This is a genomic window from Klebsiella sp. 7-CIP_Kleb. (assembly GCF_050378655.1).
Lineage (GTDB): Bacteria > Pseudomonadota > Gammaproteobacteria > Enterobacterales > Enterobacteriaceae > Klebsiella > Klebsiella quasipneumoniae.
On sequence record NZ_JBNRLJ010000004.1, the window covers coordinates 133,709 to 153,393 of the forward strand.

Here is a 19,685-nt window from a genome sequence, read left to right on the forward strand (position 1 = left end):
TCACCCCGCCAGGTCCAGAATTCGTACAACAAGCTGGGAGAAGCTCATTCCTGCCTGACGCGCCGCCATCGGTACAAGGCTATGGCTGGTCATGCCCGGAGAAGTATTCGCTTCCAGCAGATAAAACTGGCCATCGCTGTCCAGCATGACGTCAATACGGCCCCAACCTTTGCAACCCAGAACATTCCAGGCTTTAAGCACCAGGCTTTGAATGGCTGACTCACGCGCTGGATCCTCCAATCCTGGGCAGAAATATTGCGTCTCATCAGAGAGATACTTCGCCTCATAATCATAGAAGGTTCCAGCCGTCTGGATACGTATTGACGGTAAAATTTCTTCACCGACGATGGCGACGGTAAATTCCGGCCCACTGAGCCATTTTTCGACTAAAACTTCATCATCATGCTGAAAAGCCAACGCCAGTGCACTCGCTAAATCACAGCTTTCGCTGACTTTCGACATCCCAACGCTGGAGCCTTCGCGGCTGGGCTTGATGATGAGCGGCAGACCCAGCGCCGCAATCTGCTGTTCGACATCAGCAGACAATCCGGCGCTAAACTGGGCGCGGGTCAGCGCCACCCACGGCGCGACCGGTAATCCGGCCCCCTGCCACAGCCATTTGCTGCGCAGTTTATCCATTGAAATCGCCGAAGCCATCACGCCGCTGCCGGTATAAGGCAGCTGGATCAGATCCAGCACCCCCTGCAGCGTGCCATCTTCCCCGCCGCGACCGTGGAGGGCAATAAACGCTTTCTTAAAGCCCAGCTTTTTCAACTGGGTAATATCGACATCGCGCGGGTCAACCGGATGGGCATCCACCCCGGCTTCACGCAGCCCGGCCAGCACCGCGGCGCCTGAATTCAGCGACACTTCACGTTCAGCGGAGGTTCCACCGAAAAGCACCGCGATTTTATCAGCCATGGCGCTCCTCCTCCGTTTTTTGCGGGATCAGTTTGATTTCAGCCAGGTGACGGGCGATTTTTCCAATGTTTCCGGCCCCCTGCACCAGCACTAAATCGTTGCCGGTCAGCACCGACGCCAGCATCGCCGCGGCCTGCGTCGGGTCGGACACCAGAATCGGGTCAACTTTACCGCGACCACGGATTGTACGGCACAGCGAGCGGCTGTCGGCACCCGGGATCGGCGCTTCGCCTGCCGGGTAGACATCGAGCATCAGCAGCGCATCGACCTGGGTCAGCACGTTGGCGAAATCATCGTACAGATCGCGAGTACGGGTATAACGGTGCGGCTGGAATACCATGACCAGATTTTTATCCGGCCAGCCGGCACGCGCCGCTTTGATAGTGGCGTCGACTTCCGTCGGGTGGTGGCCATAGTCATCGATCAGCATCGCGCTGCCCGCTTTGCCGTTGACTTCCGTCAGCGAATATTCGCCAAGGAAGTCGAAACGACGGCCGGTACCCTGGAAGCTTTCCAGCGCGCGCAGGATAGCCTGATCGTCAATCCCCTCTTCCGTCGCCACGGCGACCGCCGCCGCCGCGTTCAGCGCGTTATGGCGTCCCGGGGCATTGAGCGTCACCTGCAGCAGTTCTTTATCCTGACGCACCAGGCGGAAATGCCCCTGCGCTCCAACCTGACGGTAGTCTTCTACGCGGACGTCGGCGTCGTCGCTAAAACCGTAGGTGGTGATCTGCCGGCCGACGCGCGGCAGCAGTTCCCGGATCACCGGGTCATCCACACACATCACCGCGCGTCCATAGAACGGCAGGTTGTGCAGGAAGTTAATAAAGGTCTGCTTCAGATTCTCGAAATCGCCATGGTAGGTGTCCATGTGGTCGGCTTCGATGTTGGTAACAATGGCCACCATCGGCTGCAGGTGCAGGAACGATGCATCGCTCTCATCCGCTTCCGCAATCAGGTAACGGCTATGGCCGAGGCGCGCATGGACGCCCGCCGCTTTCACCAACCCGCCGTTGACGAAAGTCGGGTCCAGCCCGGCTTCGGCGTAAATACTGGATACCATCGCGGTGGTGGTGGTTTTGCCATGGGTCCCGGCAATGGCGATCCCGTGACGGAAGCGCATCAGCTCCGCCAGCATTTCCGCACGACGGATCACCGGGATACGCGCCTCGTGCGCGGCGACGATTTCCGGGTTATCGGCGGAAATCGCGCTGGAAACTACGACCACGCTGGCATCGCGCACGTTTTCCGGGCGATGGTTGAAATAAATAGTGGCGCCAAGCTGCGACAGCTGCTGGGTCACCGGATTCGGCGCCAGGTCGGAGCCGCTGATCTGATAACCTTCGTTAGCCAACACTTCGGCAATACCGCCCATACCGGCACCGCCGATGCCGACAAAGTGAATGTGCCGGACGCGACGCATCTCGGGCACTATGGAACGCAGTTTTGCCAAATCTTGTGTATTCATTCTTTACGCCATCAACTTCTGTATTCGGGCGGTGAAAATCACCGCAATTAGCGCGCCAAAGCTACGGCGCTGACCTCTTCTGCTACCCGCTCGGTAGCGTCCGGAATCGAAGCGCCACGCGCTCGTTCCGCCATATCCAGCAAGGTTTCCCGATCCCAGCTCGCCAGAGTAGAGGCTACCGCCTCAACCGTGAACGCCGGCTGTTCGAGAATTTTCGCCGCGCCGGCTTTTTCCAGCGGCAGCGCATTCCAGTACTGCTGACGATCTTTGTGCTGGAACGGTACAAACAGCGCCGGTAAGCCCGCAGCCGCGATTTCGCTAACCGTCAGGGCGCCGGAACGGCATACCACAACATCTGCCCAGGCATACGCCGCGGCCATATCATCAATAAATTCCGTCACTTTATGCTGCGACTGCCCCGCGGCGGCATAGGCCTGCTGTACGGTTTGCTGGCCGCCTTTACCGCTCTGATGCCAGATGGTCACCGTATCGCCGAGCTTCGCCGCCACCTGCGGCATGGTCTGGTTCAGGACGCGCGCGCCCTGAGAGCCACCGACTACCAGCACGCGAATCGGCCCCTGACGGCCTACCAGACGTTGCCCCGGCAGCGGCAGCGCCAGCACATCGGTGCGCACCGGATTCCCGACGACGTCCGCATGCGGAAAGGCGCCGGGAAACGCCTGCATCACTTTCTTCGCAATCTTCGCCAGCCATTTGTTGGTCAGGCCGGCAATGCCGTTTTGTTCGTGGAGGACCACCGGGATCCCCAGCGACCACGCCGCCAGGCCGCCAGGCCCGGACACATAGCCGCCCATACCCAGCACCACGTCCGGCTGGAAACGCTTCATGATCGCCCGCGCCTGACGCCAGGCGTTGAAGATCCGCACCGGCGCCAGCAGCTGTGCTTTAATCCCTTTGCCACGCAGGCCGGAGATACGGATAAAATCAATCTCGATGCCGTTTTTCGGCACTAAATCCGCTTCCATACGATCGGCGGTACCCAGCCAGCGAACCTGCCAGCCCTGGTCCATTAGATAGTGTGCGACCGCCAGTCCCGGGAACACATGCCCGCCGGTACCGCCCGCCATCACCATCAACCGCTTTTCCTGACCGCTCATCGAACACCCCGTGTAAACGCCTGGGCTTTTTCCAGACGCGTTTCATAATCAATTCGCAACAACAACATGATGGCCGTCGACATAATCAGCAGACTGGAACCACCATAACTGATCAGCGGCAGCGTCAAACCTTTCGTCGGCAGCATCCCCGCCGCCGCCCCGACGTTAACTAACGCCTGGAAGCTAAACCAGATACCAATCGCACAGGCGAGGAAGCCGGAGAAGCGATGATCGATCTCCAGCGCTTTTCGGCCAATCGACATGGCGCGGAAAGCGACGAAGAATACCATTAAAAGCGCCAGTACCACACCGATATAACCGAGTTCTTCGCCGATGATGGCGAAGATAAAGTCAGTGTGCGCTTCCGGCAAATACTCCAGTTTTTGCACCGAGTTGCCGAGTCCCTGCCCCCACATCTCGCCGCGGCCAAAGGCCATCAGCGACTGGGTCAGCTGATAGCCGCTGCCGAACGGGTCTTCCCACGGGTTCCAGAAGGAGGTCACGCGGCGAATACGGTACGGTTCGGCGAGGATCAACAGGACCACCGCCGAGATGCCCATGCCGATAATAGCGATGAACTGCCACAGCTTGGCGCCGGCGAGGAACAGCATCGCCAGCGTGGTGACGAACAGCACCACCACCGTACCGAGGTCAGGCTGCGCCAGCAGCAGGATCGCCAGCACGAAAATCACGCCCATCGGTTTTAAGAAGCCGCGCAGATTGTTGCGCACTTCGTCGGCTTTGCGCACCAGATAGTTGGCGATGTAGCAGAACAGCGACAGCTTGGTGAACTCCGCCGGCTGGATGCGCAGCGGACCGAGGGCGATCCAGCGCGATGCGCCGTTTACCGAGCTACCCACCACCAGCACGATCAGCAGCATGACGATCGAGGCGATCAGCATCGCGGTACTGTGGCGCTGCCAGAAATCCATCGGCAGGCGCAGCGTCACCAGCGCGAGGACAAAGGCCAGCACAATGTACAGGCCGTCACGCTTGGCGAAGAGGAAAGGATCGTTCGCCAGGCGCTGTCCCACCGGCATTGACGCCGAGGTCACCATAATAAAGCCGATCGCCGCCAGGCCGAAGGTCAGCCACAGCAGCATCCGGTCATACATCACCAGACTGTCGTTATCTTTTGGGCGCGAGCCCATCACCCAGCCTTTCAGCGCGGCGAACAGCCAGGCGAAGATAAACATCCCCGGCAGTCGCGGCAGTCTCAACCGAGGCAAGCTCAGCTGCGGCATTCTCAGGCGTGGGAGAGAGAAACGCATCAACCTAACTCCTTCGCCAGGCGGGCAAACATCTCGCCCCGTTGTTCAAAGTTCTTAAACTGATCCAGGCTGGCGCAGGCTGGCGACAGGAGAACCATATCGCCCGCCTTCACCAGGGGCGCTATCTGACGCATCGCCTGCTCCATGGTTTCAGTTTGTACCGCCACCTCAGGACGCAGCTCGGCGAGCTCGGCGCCGTCGCGACCAAAGCAGTACAGACGGATACGATCGCCGCCAAGGTAGCGCTTCAGCGGAGTGAAATCAGCGGACTTGCCGTCGCCGCCCAGCAGCAGATACAGCGTGCCATCAAGCTGCAGGCCGTTCAGCGCCGCCTCGGTACTGCCGACGTTGGTTGCCTTCGAGTCGTTAATCCAGCGCACGCCGTTGTGATCCAACACCAGCTGGAAGCGATGCGCCAGGCCAGTAAAGGTGGTCAGCGCCTTCAGGCTGCTCGCACGCGGCAGACCCGCGGCATCGGCCAGCGCCAGCGCCGCCAGGGCGTTGCTGTAGTTATGCTGACCCGTGATAGACATCTCTTTCACATTGAGGACTTTCTCACCTTTTACGCGCAGCCAGGTCTCGCCCTGCTGACGGTTAAGGTGATAGTCACCGACGTCGATACCAAAGCTGATGCAGCGATCGTCCGCGCCGCGTACCGGCATGGTGAGCGCATCGTCCGCGTTGACCACGCAGGTCTTCGCATTCTCGTAAATCCGCAGCTTCGCCGCGCGATACTGCTGCAGCCCCAGCGGGTAGCGGTCCATATGGTCCTCAGTCACGTTGAGGATGGTTGCCGCCACCGCCTGCAGGCTGGAGGTGGTTTCCAGCTGGAAGCTGGAGAGCTCCAGTACATACAGCTCACGATCGGTATCCAGCAGCATCAGCGCCGGCAGGCCGATATTGCCGCCCACGCCGACGTTAACCCCGGCCGCTTTCGCCATCTCGCCCACCAGGGTGGTGACGGTGCTTTTGCCGTTCGAGCCGGTAATGGCGATGATCGGCGCCTGCGCTTCGCGGCAGAACAGTTCGATATCGCCAACGATCTCTACGCCAGCGTCTGCCGCCGCGCTCAACGAAGGATGGGCCAGCGCGATGCCAGGACTGGCGACAATCAGATCCGCCGCCAGCAGCCAGGTATCATTGAGGCCACCGACATGGCATTCGACCGATTCAGGCAATTTATCCAGCCCAGGAGGCGCGACGCGGGTGTCCATCACGCGCGGGGTTACGCCGCGCGCCATGAAAAAGTCCACGCATGACAGGCCGGTCATGCCCAGCCCAATAATGACGACTTTTTTACCCTGATAATCTGCCATGATTAACGTACCTTCAGCGTCGCCAGGCCAATCAGCACCAGCATCAGCGAAATAATCCAGAAGCGCACGATAACGCGCGGCTCCGGCCAGCCTTTCAGTTCATAGTGGTGGTGGATCGGCGCCATGCGGAAGATACGCTGACCGCGCAGCTTAAAGGAGCCAACCTGCAGAATCACCGACAGGGTCTCCACCACGAAAACGCCGCCCATAATCACCAGCAGGAATTCCTGACGCAGCAGCACGGCGATAATACCCAGCGCGCCACCGAGCGCCAGCGAACCGACGTCGCCCATAAAGACCTGCGCCGGGTAGGTGTTAAACCACAGAAAGCCTAGCCCCGCGCCGACGATCGCCGTACAGACGATCACAAGTTCGCCGGCGTGGCGCAGATAAGGAATGTGCAGGTAGTTGGCGAAATTCATGTTACCGGTCGCCCACGCCACCAGCGCAAAACCCGCCGCGACGAAGACGGTGGGCATGATCGCCAGGCCGTCGAGACCGTCGGTCAGGTTAACCGCGTTGCCAGTGCCGACGATCACGAAGTAGGCCAGCAGGATATAGAACAGCCCCAGCTGCGGCATGACGTCTTTAAAGAACGGCACCACCAGCTCGGTCGCCGGGGTGTCTTTCCCCGCCAGATACAGGGCAAAGGCGACCCCAAGGGCAATCACCGACATCCAGAAGTACTTCCAGCGGGCGATCAGGCCTTTGGTGTCTTTGCGCACCACTTTACGGTAGTCATCAACGAAGCCGATGATGCCGTAGCCGATCAGCACCGTCAGCACACACCAGACGTACGGGTTGGACGGGTAAGCCCACAGCAGCACCGACACGGTGATCGCGGTGAGGATCATGATCCCCCCCATGGTCGGGGTACCGCGCTTACTGAAATGAGACTCCGGACCGTCGTTACGAACCACCTGGCCGAAGGAGAGTTTTTGCAGACGGGCGATCATGCGCGGGCCCATCCACAGAGAGATGAACAGCGCGGTCAGCAGGCTGACGATGGCGCGAAACGTCAGATACGAAAAGACGTTAAAGCCGGAATAATATTTGACCAAATGTTCGGCCAGCCATACTAACATGTCCCAGTCTCCTGTAATGCGCGTACTACCTCTTCCATGGCGGCACTACGTGAACCCTTCACTAAAATGGTCATTATCTTATGCTCAGCCAGCAGCTCGCGCAGGCGAGCCACCACGGCGGCTTTATCGTTAAAATGTTCGCCCACGCCGCTGGCGTGGCTGATATCCGCGCTCAAGGCGCCGACGCTGAGAACGCGATCCAGGCCTGCCGCTTTCGCCGCTTCGCCGACTTCACGGTGGCAAGCCGCGCTTTCCGCGCCAAGTTCGGCCATATCGCCGACCACCATCGTCCGGAAGCCCGGCATCTCTGACAGGACCTGCACCGCTGCGGTCATCGAACCGACGTTAGCGTTATAGGAGTCATCCAGCAGCAGCTGGCTCTCGGTCAGGCGGATCGGGAACAGACGTCCCGGAACGGCCTGCAGCTGCGCCAGACCGGCTTTCACCGCCGCCAGATCGGCGCCTACCGCCATCGCCAGCGAGGTCGCCGCCAGCGCGTTAGCGATGTTGTGGCGTCCCGGCAGCGGCAGCAGTACATCAACGTTACCGGTTGGAGTCTGCAGCGTAAATTCGGTGCCGTGGCTGGTGATCTGCACGTTAGTCGCAGTGAAATCGCTGTTGGCCGCATTCGGTGAGAAGCGCCACACTTTGCGATCGCCAATCACTGCCTGCCAGTTCAGCCAGTCGTTGTTGTCGGCATTGAGAATGGCGATGCCGTTTTCCGGCAGACCGGTATAGATTTCGCCCTTCGCCTTCGCCACGCCCGCCAGCGAGCCGAAACCTTCAAGGTGCGCGGCGGCAAGGTTGTTGACCAGCGCCGCTTCAGGACGCGTCAGGCTGACGGTCCAGGCGATTTCGCCCTGGTGGTTGGCGCCGAGCTCAATCACCGCGTACTGATGTTCTTTGGTCAGACGCAGCAGAGTCATCGGTACGCCGATATCGTTGTTCAGGTTGCCGGCGGTATACAGCGTGTTGCCGCACTGGCTGAGGATCGCCGCGGTCATCTCTTTGACCGAGGTTTTACCTGACGAGCCGGTTAGGGCGACGACGCGGGTCGGCACCTGCTGACGGACCCAGGCGGCTAACTCGCCGAAAGCCTGCCGGGTATCTTTCACGATCACCTGCGGGAGATCGCAGGCCAGCGGACGGCTCACCAGCAGCGCGCCGGCGCCTGCCGCTTTTGCCTGTTCGGCAAAATCATGGGCGTCGAAACGCTCGCCTTTTAGCGCCACAAACAGGCAGCCCGCTGTGACTTTACGGGTGTCGGTGGTCACCTCGTCGATAGCGATATCGCTACCCTGCCGTTCGCCATGGGCGATCGCGGCGAGCTGGCTTAACGTAAAGCGAATCATGCTACCGCTCCCAGCAGACGCGCGACGGTGACGCGGTCGGAATAATCCAGACGACGGTTACCGACGATCTGGTAATCTTCATGGCCTTTACCCGCCACCAGCACCACGTCGTTCTCCTGCGCCTGCATCACGGCGTTGGTCACCGCTTCCGCACGGCCTTCCATCACTTTTGCATGACCTGCATCGAGCATGCCGGCCAGAATATCGTTGATAATCGCCCGCGGTTCTTCGGTACGCGGGTTGTCGTCAGTGACGACCACAATATCGGCGAACTCTTCTGCAATCGCCCCCATCAGCGGACGCTTGCCTTTGTCACGGTCGCCGCCGCAGCCGAAGACGCACCACAGCTTGCCGCTGCAGTGCAGGCGCGCGGCCTGCAGCGCTTTTTCCAGCGCGTCAGGGGTATGGGCATAATCCACCACCACCGCCGGTTTACCGGGCGCGCTGAACACTTCCATACGGCCGCATACCGGCTGTAAACGCGCCGCAGTTTTCAGCAGATCGGCCAGCGGATAGCCCAGCGCCAGCAGCGTGGCCAGCGCCAACAGGAGGTTGCTAACGTTAAAGGCGCCCATCAGGCGGCTTTCGATTTCACCGTTGCCCCAGCTGGAGTCAAACTGGATGGTGGCGCCGCTGTCGTGATAGTTAACCGCGGTGGCCTTCAGCCAGCGGCCGTGGCAGTTCGGATTGATATGATCTTCCATCGACACCGCCACCGCGTCCGGCAGCTTCGCCAGCCAGCGACGACCGACTTCATCGTCAGCGTTGACGATGGCCTGACCGCAATGGTGGGTGGAGTACAGTAGCCATTTTGCCGCTTCGTAGTGCGCCATGTCGCCATGGTAGTCGAGGTGGTCGCGGCTCAGGTTGGTAAATACCGAGGCGGCAAACTGCAGAGCCGCCACGCGGTGCTGTACCAGCCCGTGGGAAGAGACTTCCATCGCGCCGAAGGTTGCCCCCTGCTCGACCAGGCCGGAAAGCACGTGCTGAACATCGACCGCAGAACCGGTGGTGTTTTCGCTCGGCACCACTTTATCCAGCAGGCCGTTGCCGACGGTCCCCATCACCGCGCTGGTTTCGCCGAGTAGTTTCGCCCATTGCGCCAGAAGCTGGGTGGTGGTGGTTTTGCCGTTGGTACCGGTCACGCCCACCAGACGCAGTTGCTGCGACGGCTGATGATAAAAACGCCCGGCCAGCGCCGATAAGCGTTCGTTAAGCTGGCTCAGGTAGATAACCGGCACGCCGTGCATTTCACGGATCTCACCGTCTTTAGCTTCGCCCTGGGCTTCAGCAATAATGGCAGCCACACCTTGCGCTATCGCCTGCGGGATATAACGACGCCCGTCCGCCTGATGACCCTGTACCGCGATAAAGAGATCGCCGGAAGCAGCCACCCGGCTGTCCAGCGTCATCTCTCGCAGAATGCGCTCCGGTGCGTTTGGCACCCATGGAGCGAGAAGGTCGCGCAAATTACGATCTGCCACCTGTTCCCTCGCCTTGATTAATTACAAATTCACTTTTTTCGCCCGTTGCCAGCGCATCCGGCTCGATGTTCATGGTGCGCAATACGCCGCCCATGATGGCACCGAACACCGGCGCGGAAACGGCGCCACCGTAGTATTTACCTGCCTGCGGGTCGTTGATCACCACCACCAGCGCAAAGCGCGGATGGCTGGCGGGCGCAACGCCTGCGGTGTAAGCAATATATTTGTTGATGTAGCGGCCATCCGGCCCCACTTTTTTCGCCGTACCGGTTTTAATCGCGATGCGATAGCCTTTGATCGCCGCTTTCACGCCGCCGCCGCCAGGCAGCGCCACGCTTTCCATCATATGAACGACGGTACGAACGAGTGATTCCGGGAAGACACGTTCGCCCGGAACCGGTGGATCAACTTTGGTAATCGACAGCGGGCGATAGATGCCGTAGCTGCCAATCGTTGCGTAGACTCGCGCTAACTGTAACGGGGTTACCATTAGCCCGTAGCCGAAAGAAAAGGTGGCCCTCTCTATGTCAGACCACCGTTGTTTTTGAGGATATAAGCCACTGCGTTCTCCGACCAACCCCAAATTGGTCGCCTTTCCAAGCCCAAAACGTGAGTAAGTATCTACTAACGCTGAGGACGGCATCGCTAACGCCAGCTTAGAAACACCGACGTTACTCGACTTCTGTAGTACCCCGGTCAGGGTCAATTCGCTGTAGCGCGCCACGTCTTTAATTTCGTGGCCGTTAATTCGATAAGGCACGGTATTGAGCACGGTATTTTCGTTGACGATACCGCGCTGCAGCGCCGTCATCACCACCATCGGCTTCACCGTCGAACCCGGTTCGAACACGTCGGTGATGGCGCGGTTACGCATGGTGTCTTTCGCCGTGCCGGCAAAGTTGTTTGGGTTGTAGGACGGGCTGTTGGCCATCGCCAGCACTTCGCCGGTGTTCACGTCCACTAACACCGCGCTGCCGGACTCGGCTTTGTTAAAGGCCACGGCGTTGTTCAGCTCACGATAGACCAGCGCCTGCAGACGCTCGTCGATGCTCAGCGCCAGGTTGTGCGCCGCCTGGCTGTCGGTGGAAGAGATGTCTTCAATTACCCGGCCATAGCGGTCTTTACGCACGATACGCTCGCCCGGCTGGCCGGTAAGCCATTTATCAAAGCTCTTTTCGACCCCTTCAATCCCCTGGCTGTCGACGTTGGTAAAGCCGATGAGGTGAGCGGTCACTTCCCCGGAAGGGTAGTAACGACGGGATTCTTCACGCAGATGAATGCCCGGCAGCTTCAGTTTTTTGATGTAGTCGGCCATGTCAGGGTTAACCTGACGCGCCAGATAGATGAAACGCATCCGCGGATTGGTATTGATGCGCGTCGCCAGCTGATCCAGCGGCATATTGAGGGCATCCGCCAGCGCCTTCCAGCGCGTATCCAGGGTTACCCCGCCGGCATCATGAAGTTCTTTTGGATCGGCCCAGATAGCCTTCACCGGCACGCTGACCGCAAGCGGACGACCGGAGCGGTCGGTAATCATCCCGCGCGCGGTGGATACTTCCTGTACGCGCAGAGAACGCATATCGCCCTGGCGCACCAGCATGTCCGGGCTGACTACCTGTAGCCAGGCAACCCGCCCCAGCAGAAAAGCCAGCGCCAGTAGAATACAGCCGCACAGCAACGCAAAACGCCAACTGATAAAGTTGGCCTGTTCTTCCTGACGTTTTGCTTTAGGCGTTTTTGGCGCTGCTTTCATCCGTCGCAATAATCCTTATTTCTGTACAACGATATTTTCTTGGGATGGATCGACGTGCTGCATCTGCAACTTCTCGGTCGCGATCCGCTCAACCCGACTGTGATCGCCGAGCGCGTTCTCTTCGAGGATCAGGTTGCGCCATTCAATGTCCAGGGCGTCGCGTTCCAGAACCAGTTGTTCACGCTGCGCGGTCAGCAGGCGCGTGTGGTGCGCGGTGGTGACCACGGTAATCGCCGTAATAATGATGCAAATGAACAGGCAGAGTGGCAGTTTCCCAAACCGCAGAAGGTCGTCCCCGATCACGCCAGGCAAAGCATGGCGCTCGTTGCTTCCAATCGACCCTTTAACCTTGCTTAAGGCCTCTGTCACTCTGCCGATCATGCGTTCGTCCTCTCTGCAATACGCAGCACTGAACTACGGGCGCGTGGATTCTCTGCCACCTCTTCTTCGCCCGGCATCAACTTGCCTAGTGCTCGTAACTCACGGCCGCCCAGTTTTTTGAGCTGCGATTCGGTCATCGGTATTCCCGCCGGAACCTGCGGACCGCGGCTTTGCTCGCGCATAAAGCGCTTTACAATGCGATCTTCCAGCGAATGAAAACTAATGATCGACAGCCGCCCACCCGGGGCCAGCACGCTGAGCGAGCTTTTTAGCGCCTGCTCTATCTCCTCCAGTTCACTGTTTACCCAAATGCGCACCGCCTGGAAGGTACGGGTCGCGGGATGTTTGTGCTTATCTTTTACCGGCATAGCCGCGGCGATGACCTCCGCCAGCTCTTTGGTGCGAGTCATCGGTGCAATGCGATTACGTTCAACGATCGCGCGGGCAATCCGTTTGCCGAAACGCTCTTCGCCGAAGGTTTTAATCACCCAGGCGATATCCGCTTCTTCAGCGGTCTGCAACCATTCGGCCGCAGACTGACCGCGCGTCGGATCCATGCGCATATCCAGCGGTCCGTCGCGCATAAAGGAAAAACCGCGTTCCGCATCGTCAAGCTGTGGGGAAGAGACGCCGAGATCGAGCAGAATGCCGTCGATCTTACCGGTAAGATTGCGCTCGCCGACATAATCAGCAAGCTGTGAAAATGGACCATGTACGATGGAAAAGCGGGGATCATCGATGGTTTGCGCGACGGCAATCGCCTGTGGATCGCGATCGATTGCCAGCAAGCGTCCTTCCGCTCCCAGCCGGGAGAGGATCAGGCGCGAGTGACCGCCGCGACCAAAGGTACCATCAATATAGATACCGTCTGGACGAATATTGAGGCCGTTGACGGCTTCATCCAGAAGTACCGTAGTGTGTTTAAAATTTTCCATCATTTTTATAAAGACAAATCCTGCAGGCGCTCCGACAGTTCACCGGTCGCGGACTGCTCAGCGTCGATATCTTCCTTGACCCGTTGATACCAGGTCGTTTCGTCCCACAGTTCAAATTTATTAAACTGCCCGACCAGCATCACTTCTTTTGTCAGCCCGGCATGCTGCCGTAACACCGGCGCAATCAGCAAGCGACCAGCATTATCCATCTGACATTCGCTGGCATGACCCAGAAGCAAACGCTGTACGCGCCGCTCAACGGGATTCATGCTCGATAAACGCGACAATTTCTGCTCGATGACTTCCCATTCAGGCAATGGATAAAGCAGCAGGCACGGGTGATGAATGTCAATGGTGCATACCAATTGACCGGCAGCGTCCTCGATCAGCCCATCGCGATAGCGCGTTGGCACGGCCAGGCGGCCTTTGCTGTCGAGATTGACTAACGTTGCTCCACGGAACATGCCAGCCTCACCCCTTTTCGCCACTTTATCCCACAAATTCCCACCAGAAGGAGTTTACGGAGCGGAGGAAAAGCTTGTCAAGCCAGCACGAATGCCAACGGAGCTCAAAAACCCATTATTTACAGCCGACATTAGCCCTGATGAAAAATTCATCAACAGGCGAGGCAAATTAACGTTATGAATACGTGTAAGAAAATAACCAACAAACTCGTAACAGTTATAAACAACAAAATATCTTCGGCGGGAAAATATAAAGTGTCAGTTTGCGACGCGAGCGGCATTTTAGGCCATTATGCCGGCCGTTAACAGTACCTGTTGCTGCCTGAGGGGTGGACCAGGCGCGGGATAAGGCAGGGGAGAACGGTAGTGGCGAACAAAATGGGTGTTAATTCAGCAATTAACCTGGTGAATGTAACAAAATAATACAATTAAAGCCTGCACCATCATTTTTTGTGTCCTGTTTTGAGTCACAAAACGATTGCCAGGGAATAAAACAAAATAACGCGTAAAGAAGTTTAGGGATTTGTCTGAAATATATTCAGTTTTGCATTCTGGACGTCAGTTGCCTGATTTATCGCCAGCGGCCTGCTCTCTGGCAGGCCTGCCAGGAATAATCCTGGATGCTGACGATATTGCGCCCTTAACGGCGATTCAGGCTGCCGCGGCGATAAAGATTACGACGAATACGGCTGAGGCCCGGCTTCGGCTTGCGCGGTTCATCGAGGCTGGCGAGGACGATCTCGAGCACCCGCTCAGCGACATCGCGATGGCGCTGGGCCACGGCCAGTACCGGACACTGCAGGAAATCGAGCAGCTCATTATCGCCGAAGGTGGCGATCGCCAGCTCGGAAGGCAGTTTACCCTCACGGCGCAGCGTCACATCCATGACGCCCTGCAGCAACGGGAAAGAGGTGGTGAACAGCGCCTGCGGCATCGGATGGGTTTCAAGCCATTTCTCAAACAGCTGGGCCGCCGCTTCTCGCTCGTAGCTGTTGGCATAGAGATAATGCACCTCACGCGGATCGTCCTGCCAGGCTTTACGGAAGCCTTGCTCGCGCAGGAAGCTCACCGACAGTTCCGGCAGCGCGCCCAGATAAAGCACCGTTTCGCCGGGAAAAGTCCGCAACTCGGCGGCGAGCATCTCGGCATCATCCTGGTCAGCGCCGACGACGCTGGTGAAGTGCTCGCGGTCAAGGGCGCGGTCGAGGGCGACAATCGGAAACGGATCGTTAGCCCAGCGCTGATAAAAAGGGTGCTCCGGCGGCAGCGAGGTGGAAACAATGATGGCGTCCACCTGGCGCTGTAGCAGATGCTCGATACAGCGCATTTCGTTATCGGGCTGATCCTCCGAGCAGGCAATCAGCAGCTGATAGCCGCGCTGGCGCGCCTGCCGCTCCAGATAATTTGCAATGCGGGTATAGCTGGTGTTTTCCAGATCCGGGATCACCAGACCGATAGAGCGTGTGCGTCCTGCACGCAGGCCAGCAGCGACCGCATTCGGATGATAGTTGTGCTCTCGCACGACAGCCATCACCTTTTCGACCGTCTTGTCGCTTACGCGGTACTGCTTCGCTTTGCCATTAATCACATAGCTCGCGGTGGTTCTTGAAACACCGGCCAGCCGGGCGATTTCATCCAGTTTCACAATTGCCCCTTGGGTAAGAAGTGCCAAACATAACCATTATTCAGGTATGGAACCCTTTTTATAACATCTAAACGCAGAATAGTTAGCGCAGCAACCGCTTTCGCTTACAGTTCCTACTGATTTCGCAAAAAAAAAGCCCGACAGTCGCTGCCGGGCTATTTTTGCATCAATTCCCGATCCTCAGCGCATGATTTTATCACCGCGAGACAGGCCGACCACGCCGGAGCGAGCCACTTCCACGATCCGAGCGACATCGCGCAGCGAGGCCAGGAAGGCGTCGAGCTTATCGCTGGTGCCGGCGAGCTGGACGGTATAGATAGAAGGCGTCACGTCGATAATCTGTCCACGAAAGATTTCGGTGTTGCGCTTCACTTCTTCACGGCCGTAACCGCTGGCCTGGACCTTCACCAGCATGATTTCACGTTCGACATGAGCCCCCTGCCCCAGTTCGCTGACCCGCAGGACATCCACCAGCTTGTGCAGTTGCTTTTCAATCTGCTCGATCGCTTTTTCATCGCCCACGGTCTGGATGGTCATCCTGGAGAGGGTCGGATCGTCTGTCGGCGCGACAGTCAGGCTTTCTATATTATAGCCGCGCTGGGAAAAGAGGCCGATAACGCGGGACAATGCGCCCGATTCGTTTTCCAGTAATACCGATAATATCCGGCGCATAATCAGGTCCTCTCCGTTTTGCTCAACCACATTTCATCCATGCCGCCGCCGCGGATCTGCATGGGGTACACATGCTCACTGCCGTCGACGGTGACATCGACAAACACCAGCCGGCGCTGTTGCACCTGCTCCAGGGCTTCAGCAAGCTTCGTCTCCAGTTCCTGTGGCTCACTGATGCGGATGCCAACGTGGCCATAGGCTTCCGCCAGACGCACAAAGTCCGGCAGCGACTCCATATAGGACTGCGAGTGGCGCCCGGAATAGAGCATATCCTGCCACTGCTTCACCATCCCCAGATAGCGGTTGTTGAGGTTAAGCACCAGGACCGGCAGTTCATATTGCAGCGCGGTAGAAAGTTCCTGAATATTCATCTGGATACTGCCGTCACCGGTCACGCAGACGACCATTTCGTCCGGCAGAGCCATTTTGACCCCCAGCGCTGCCGGTAGGCCAAAGCCCATGGTGCCGAGACCACCGGAGTTAATCCAGCGCCGCGGTTTGTCGAAGGGGTAATAAAGGGCGGCGAACATCTGGTGCTGACCCACATCGGAAGTGACATAGGCATCGCCCTGGGTCAGTCGCCAGATCGTTTCAATCACCGCCTGCGGTTTGATCTTATCGCTCTGGTCGTCGTAGCGCAGACAATGGCGGGCGCGCCACTGCTCAATCTGTAGCCACCAGTCGCGAATATCGTCCAGCGGCTGCTGCGCCTCTTCCTGTTCCAGCAGCTCCAGCATCTGTTCCAGCACCAGCCGGGCATCGCCGACGATCGGCACATCTGCCGGCACGGTTTTCGAGATTGAGGTCGGATCGATATCAATATGCAGCACAGTCGCGTTCGGACAGTATTTGGCCAGGTTATTGGTGGTCCGATCGTCAAAGCGAACGCCGACGGCAAAAATCACGTCTGAATGGTGCATGGTCATGTTGGCTTCATAGGTGCCGTGCATGCCCAGCATCCCCAACGCCTGCGAGTGCGTCGCCGGGAAAGCGCCCAGCCCCATCAGGGAGGAGGCCACCGGCAGCTTCAGCTTTTCCACCAGTTCGCGCAGCTGTGGTTCGCATTGCGCATTGATCGCCCCGCCGCCGACGTAGACGACCGGCTTGCTCGCCGCCACCAGGGTCTGCAGGGCGCGTTTAATCTGGCCTTTATGGCCGCTGGTCGTCGGGTTATACGAGCGCATACTGACCGCGTCTGGCCAGACGTACGGCAGTTTCTTCGCCGGATTGAGTATATCCTTCGGCAGATCGACCACCACCGGCCCGGGGCGACCGCTGGCCGCTAACCAGAAGGCTTTCTTCAGCACGCCGGGAATATCTTCGGTCTGCTTCACCAGGAAACTGTGCTTCACCACCGGTCGGGAAATCCCCACCATGTCGCACTCCTGGAAGGCATCGTAGCCGATAAGCGATGTCGCCACTTGCCCTGAGAGGATCACCAGCGGGATAGAGTCCATATAGGCCGTCGCGATACCGGTGATGGCGTTCGTCGCCCCAGGCCCTGAGGTCACCAGCACCACACCGACCTCCCCGGTCGCTCGCGCCAGACCATCCGCCATATGCACCGCCGCCTGCTCGTGGCGAACCAGCACATGATCGATACCGCCAAGGGTATGTAACGCATCATAGATATCGAGGACTGCGCCTCCGGGATAGCCGAATACTTGCTTGACGCCCTGATCGACAAGCGATTGGACGACCATCTCGGCTCCTGACAACATCTCCATGGTTTGCCTCCAGGCTTATTGTTTTACGACAGCGGAACTCAATTTCCGCGCGCTCGCACGATGCGAAGGGGTACCCCTCCGCACTGAGGTGAATGGACTGCATGCCACTACCATAACTGCTCGCCAGCAGGCAGGCAATTCGCCACGACAGGGGCTTTCTAAGTGGAATAAGAAGAAAAACAAGCGGAGAGAGGAAAATATGGTGGAATGCTTCAGAGATAAGAAAAGAGAATAGTAAATACTCGGAGAAAAGGCGCGATAGCAGGAATTGATCCATTTTTTGTTAACGGGAGGAGAGCAACTGAAAGAGTAAACAGCATAAAATTCTGCATTCTTGTAATTCAATCATATAAAAAAAGGAGCCGAAGCCCCTTTCATGATCATTGCCATCGGCTCAGCGCTGACAAATATCCACCAGCAGCTCTTCCATCCACTGATGGCCTTTATCGCGACCCGCCGCTTCGTGCCAGGAGAGATAGCAGGTCCGGCTATTCACCTTCAGCGGTAGAGGTAATATTTGCAGCGCTAACTTATCGGCAAACTCATTTGCCAACCAGCGCGGCGCAATGGCCACCATCTGTGTTTGTGACACCACGTTTAATACGCTGACCATCGCATTACCTTGATATGCGATGCGCGCTTGTTTATCGGCCGTGTCATACCACGGCAGACTGAATGAGGCATACCGATCGAGAGCCACCGCGGCATGCTCCTCGCGATAAATATCAGCCTCCATCACCGGTCCGGAGATACGCGGATGGTTGCGACTGGCCACCAGAACCATTTCATCTTTGAATAGCGGCACACAGGCAAACTCAGGGCGACGGAACTCTTCATAACCGATCACAAATTCCGTTTCCTGATAACGTAGCTGATGTTCCGTATTTTGATTAAGCGCTGATTTAAAGACTAAATGAATATTGGGCGCGATTTCAGCGACTTTATTAAAAATCACCGACGTCAGGATGTTATCCAGCGGGCTACAGACGCACAGATTGAAAACACGCTCACTGCTCAGTGGTTCAAAACCGGAGCCTGGCAATTCGTTTTGCACCAGCTGCAGCGCCTGGCGCACTGAGCCAAAGAGCTGATAGGCCCGCGCCGTCGGCTGAATACCGCGGCCATAGCGCACAAACAGTTCATCATTAAACATCACTTTCAGACGTGAAACCGCGTTGCTCACCGCCGGTTGAGACATGCCTAGCGTATGGGCGGCACGGGTAATATTCTGTTCCTGCATAACCGCATCAAAAACGGTAAGCAGATTGAGATCAACCATCCGTAGTTGAGGTTTTACGACTTCCTGTCCGGGGGCTGATTTATATTCTGGACTTTCAATTAACATATCTAGTTCCGCCGTCACGATGAATTCCCTTTACTAAACCGCTATGATTAGCGGCGAAAATATCATTTATCATGCTAATGACATTTGCAAAATAGCAAAGGTGTATTTTAGGAATATATCAAGGCTATGAGTGGCAGTGTAAATCCGGTACCGCCGGAATAGGTGAACTGCTCAAACCATACTAGTTACTTAATGATGATGAGTTTAACCATAATTCAGAAAAATAAAAACAACACCAATGATTAACTGTAACTTAAGCAATAATAAAGCATTTTATTTTCCACCCCATAAAATTAACAACCATTTATCATTGAAAAAAGAGCCGTTAAGGGGTGAAGATATTCACACGAAAAATAAATATAATCTTTTCATTTAGATAGCGATTTTTTGCCGCCTCGCTCGCGGCGCATCGTGAGCGAAGTCTTTAATGCAAAGTACATTGTCAAATGAAACATATCCCAGTGCGCTCCCGCAGGGCCAAAAAAGGATCTTCGGCAAAAAAGGGCAAACATCAGCACAATTAGCTAATTCACGCCGTGGACCAAAAACGCTTTTTCCATGCCAGGGGTTGACTTTGAAACGGCTATCCAGTAACTCTAAAAGCATAACGATTTCATCTGGAGTTTGACGCAATGATTCGCACCACTCGCATCACCAGCCTACTACTACTAAACGCATGCCATTTGCGCGGTAGGCTGTTGGGTGACGTTCAGCGTTAAGTCATCTTCCAGCAAGACTATAAAACCCG

The 19,685-nt window shown here is 57.3% G+C and carries 17 protein-coding genes; 1 reads left to right on the forward strand and 16 read right to left on the reverse strand.

The genetic code is table 11. The annotated features are described in order from the left end of the window. From ACQUTI_RS16140 to leuO, 16 genes are all read right to left on the reverse strand, one after another. Entirely contained in the window at positions 1 to 921 is a 921-nt protein-coding gene (locus ACQUTI_RS16140) for a D-alanine--D-alanine ligase (RefSeq protein WP_049092072.1), read from the reverse strand. Then, positions 914 to 2,389: a UDP-N-acetylmuramate--L-alanine ligase gene (gene murC, locus ACQUTI_RS16145; protein ID WP_065697316.1), complete on the reverse strand. Its 1,476-nt coding sequence runs from the start codon at positions 2,387 to 2,389 to the stop codon at positions 914 to 916. Before murC ends, ACQUTI_RS16140 begins: the two co-directional genes overlap by 8 nt. Before the next feature lie 47 nt (positions 2,390 to 2,436). Beyond that, positions 2,437 to 3,507, reverse strand: coding sequence for an undecaprenyldiphospho-muramoylpentapeptide beta-N-acetylglucosaminyltransferase (murG, locus tag ACQUTI_RS16150; RefSeq protein ID WP_004204339.1), 1,071 nt, complete (start codon positions 3,505 to 3,507; stop codon positions 2,437 to 2,439). After that, positions 3,504 to 4,778, reverse strand: coding sequence for a cell division protein FtsW (ftsW, locus tag ACQUTI_RS16155; RefSeq protein WP_004204337.1), 1,275 nt, complete (start codon positions 4,776 to 4,778; stop codon positions 3,504 to 3,506). The genes murG and ftsW overlap by 4 nt, the downstream gene beginning before the upstream one ends. After that, complete coding sequence (murD, locus tag ACQUTI_RS16160) at positions 4,778 to 6,094, reverse strand: UDP-N-acetylmuramoyl-L-alanine--D-glutamate ligase (protein WP_057213408.1); 1,317 nt, start codon at positions 6,092 to 6,094, stop codon at positions 4,778 to 4,780. Before murD ends, ftsW begins: the two co-directional genes overlap by 1 nt. A gap of 2 nt (positions 6,095 to 6,096) precedes the next feature. After that, complete coding sequence (mraY, locus tag ACQUTI_RS16165) at positions 6,097 to 7,179, reverse strand: phospho-N-acetylmuramoyl-pentapeptide-transferase (protein ID WP_004204335.1); 1,083 nt, start codon at positions 7,177 to 7,179, stop codon at positions 6,097 to 6,099. Continuing rightward, a complete protein-coding gene (gene murF / locus ACQUTI_RS16170; RefSeq protein ID WP_017901187.1) occupies positions 7,173 to 8,531 on the reverse strand; it encodes a UDP-N-acetylmuramoyl-tripeptide--D-alanyl-D-alanine ligase in 1,359 nt (452 codons plus the stop codon). Before murF ends, mraY begins: the two co-directional genes overlap by 7 nt. Continuing rightward, positions 8,528 to 10,015 (reverse strand): UDP-N-acetylmuramoyl-L-alanyl-D-glutamate--2,6-diaminopimelate ligase, encoded by a 1,488-nt coding sequence (gene murE, locus ACQUTI_RS16175; RefSeq protein ID WP_017901188.1) that lies wholly within the window; start codon positions 10,013 to 10,015, stop codon positions 8,528 to 8,530. The genes murF and murE overlap by 4 nt, the downstream gene beginning before the upstream one ends. Next, entirely contained in the window at positions 10,002 to 11,768 is a 1,767-nt protein-coding gene (locus ACQUTI_RS16180; protein ID WP_004204330.1) for a peptidoglycan glycosyltransferase FtsI, read from the reverse strand. The genes murE and ACQUTI_RS16180 overlap by 14 nt, the downstream gene beginning before the upstream one ends. 15 nt (positions 11,769 to 11,783) lie before the next feature. Next, a complete protein-coding gene (ftsL, locus tag ACQUTI_RS16185) occupies positions 11,784 to 12,149 on the reverse strand; it encodes a cell division protein FtsL (RefSeq protein ID WP_002888550.1) in 366 nt (121 codons plus the stop codon). Continuing rightward, on the reverse strand, positions 12,146 to 13,087 hold the full coding sequence (rsmH, locus tag ACQUTI_RS16190) for a 16S rRNA (cytosine(1402)-N(4))-methyltransferase RsmH (protein WP_017901189.1): 942 nt from the start codon (positions 13,085 to 13,087) through the stop codon (positions 12,146 to 12,148). The genes ftsL and rsmH overlap by 4 nt, the downstream gene beginning before the upstream one ends. A 2-nt stretch (positions 13,088 to 13,089) precedes the next feature. After that, positions 13,090 to 13,548, reverse strand: a complete 459-nt coding sequence (gene mraZ / locus ACQUTI_RS16195) for a division/cell wall cluster transcriptional repressor MraZ (protein WP_004204327.1) — start codon at positions 13,546 to 13,548, stop codon at positions 13,090 to 13,092. A gap of 640 nt (positions 13,549 to 14,188) precedes the next feature. Further along, positions 14,189 to 15,193: a catabolite repressor/activator gene (gene cra, locus ACQUTI_RS16200; RefSeq protein WP_004145952.1), complete on the reverse strand. Its 1,005-nt coding sequence runs from the start codon at positions 15,191 to 15,193 to the stop codon at positions 14,189 to 14,191. Between the two features lie 180 nt (positions 15,194 to 15,373). Next, complete coding sequence (ilvN, locus tag ACQUTI_RS16205; RefSeq protein WP_002888536.1) at positions 15,374 to 15,865, reverse strand: acetolactate synthase small subunit; 492 nt, start codon at positions 15,863 to 15,865, stop codon at positions 15,374 to 15,376. Positions 15,866 to 15,867: 2 nt separating this feature from the next. Beyond that, positions 15,868 to 17,592: an acetolactate synthase 3 large subunit gene (gene ilvI / locus ACQUTI_RS16210; protein ID WP_428923319.1), complete on the reverse strand. Its 1,725-nt coding sequence runs from the start codon at positions 17,590 to 17,592 to the stop codon at positions 15,868 to 15,870. Between the two features lie 394 nt (positions 17,593 to 17,986). Next, entirely contained in the window at positions 17,987 to 18,955 is a 969-nt protein-coding gene (gene leuO, locus ACQUTI_RS16215) for a transcriptional regulator LeuO (protein WP_072140386.1), read from the reverse strand. 614 nt (positions 18,956 to 19,569) lie between these two features. On the opposite strand from leuO, the gene leuL reads away from it, so the two are divergent. Beyond that, positions 19,570 to 19,656 carry a leu operon leader peptide gene (leuL, locus tag ACQUTI_RS16220; protein ID WP_017901192.1) on the forward strand — a complete coding sequence of 29 codons (87 nt, stop codon included), beginning with the start codon at positions 19,570 to 19,572 and terminating at the stop codon, positions 19,654 to 19,656. Positions 19,657 to 19,685: the final 29 nt, after the last annotated feature.

Excerpts from the sequence above, each read along its gene's own strand:
- murG (WP_004204339.1), bottom strand. The coding sequence starts at position 3,507 with ATGAGCGGTCAGGAAAAGCGGTTGATGGTGATGGCGGGCGGTACCGGC.
- murF (WP_017901187.1), bottom strand. The coding sequence starts at position 8,531 with ATGATTCGCTTTACGTTAAGCCAGCTCGCCGCGATCGCCCATGGCGAA.
- mraZ (WP_004204327.1), bottom strand. The coding sequence starts at position 13,548 with ATGTTCCGTGGAGCAACGTTAGTCAATCTCGACAGCAAAGGCCGCCTG.
- murC (WP_065697316.1), bottom strand. The coding sequence starts at position 2,389 with ATGAATACACAAGATTTGGCAAAACTGCGTTCCATAGTGCCCGAGATG.
- ilvI (WP_428923319.1), bottom strand. The coding sequence starts at position 17,592 with ATGGAGATGTTGTCAGGAGCCGAGATGGTCGTCCAATCGCTTGTCGAT.
- ftsL (WP_002888550.1), bottom strand. The coding sequence starts at position 12,149 with ATGATCGGCAGAGTGACAGAGGCCTTAAGCAAGGTTAAAGGGTCGATT.
- ilvN (WP_002888536.1), bottom strand. The coding sequence starts at position 15,865 with ATGCGCCGGATATTATCGGTATTACTGGAAAACGAATCGGGCGCATTG.
- rsmH (WP_017901189.1), bottom strand. The coding sequence starts at position 13,087 with ATGATGGAAAATTTTAAACACACTACGGTACTTCTGGATGAAGCCGTC.
- mraY (WP_004204335.1), bottom strand. The coding sequence starts at position 7,179 with ATGTTAGTATGGCTGGCCGAACATTTGGTCAAATATTATTCCGGCTTT.
- ftsW (WP_004204337.1), bottom strand. The coding sequence starts at position 4,778 with ATGCGTTTCTCTCTCCCACGCCTGAGAATGCCGCAGCTGAGCTTGCCT.
- leuL (WP_017901192.1), top strand. The coding sequence starts at position 19,570 with ATGATTCGCACCACTCGCATCACCAGCCTACTACTACTAAACGCATGC.
- murD (WP_057213408.1), bottom strand. The coding sequence starts at position 6,094 with ATGGCAGATTATCAGGGTAAAAAAGTCGTCATTATTGGGCTGGGCATG.
- ACQUTI_RS16180 (WP_004204330.1), bottom strand. The coding sequence starts at position 11,768 with ATGAAAGCAGCGCCAAAAACGCCTAAAGCAAAACGTCAGGAAGAACAG.
- ACQUTI_RS16140 (WP_049092072.1), bottom strand. The coding sequence starts at position 921 with ATGGCTGATAAAATCGCGGTGCTTTTCGGTGGAACCTCCGCTGAACGT.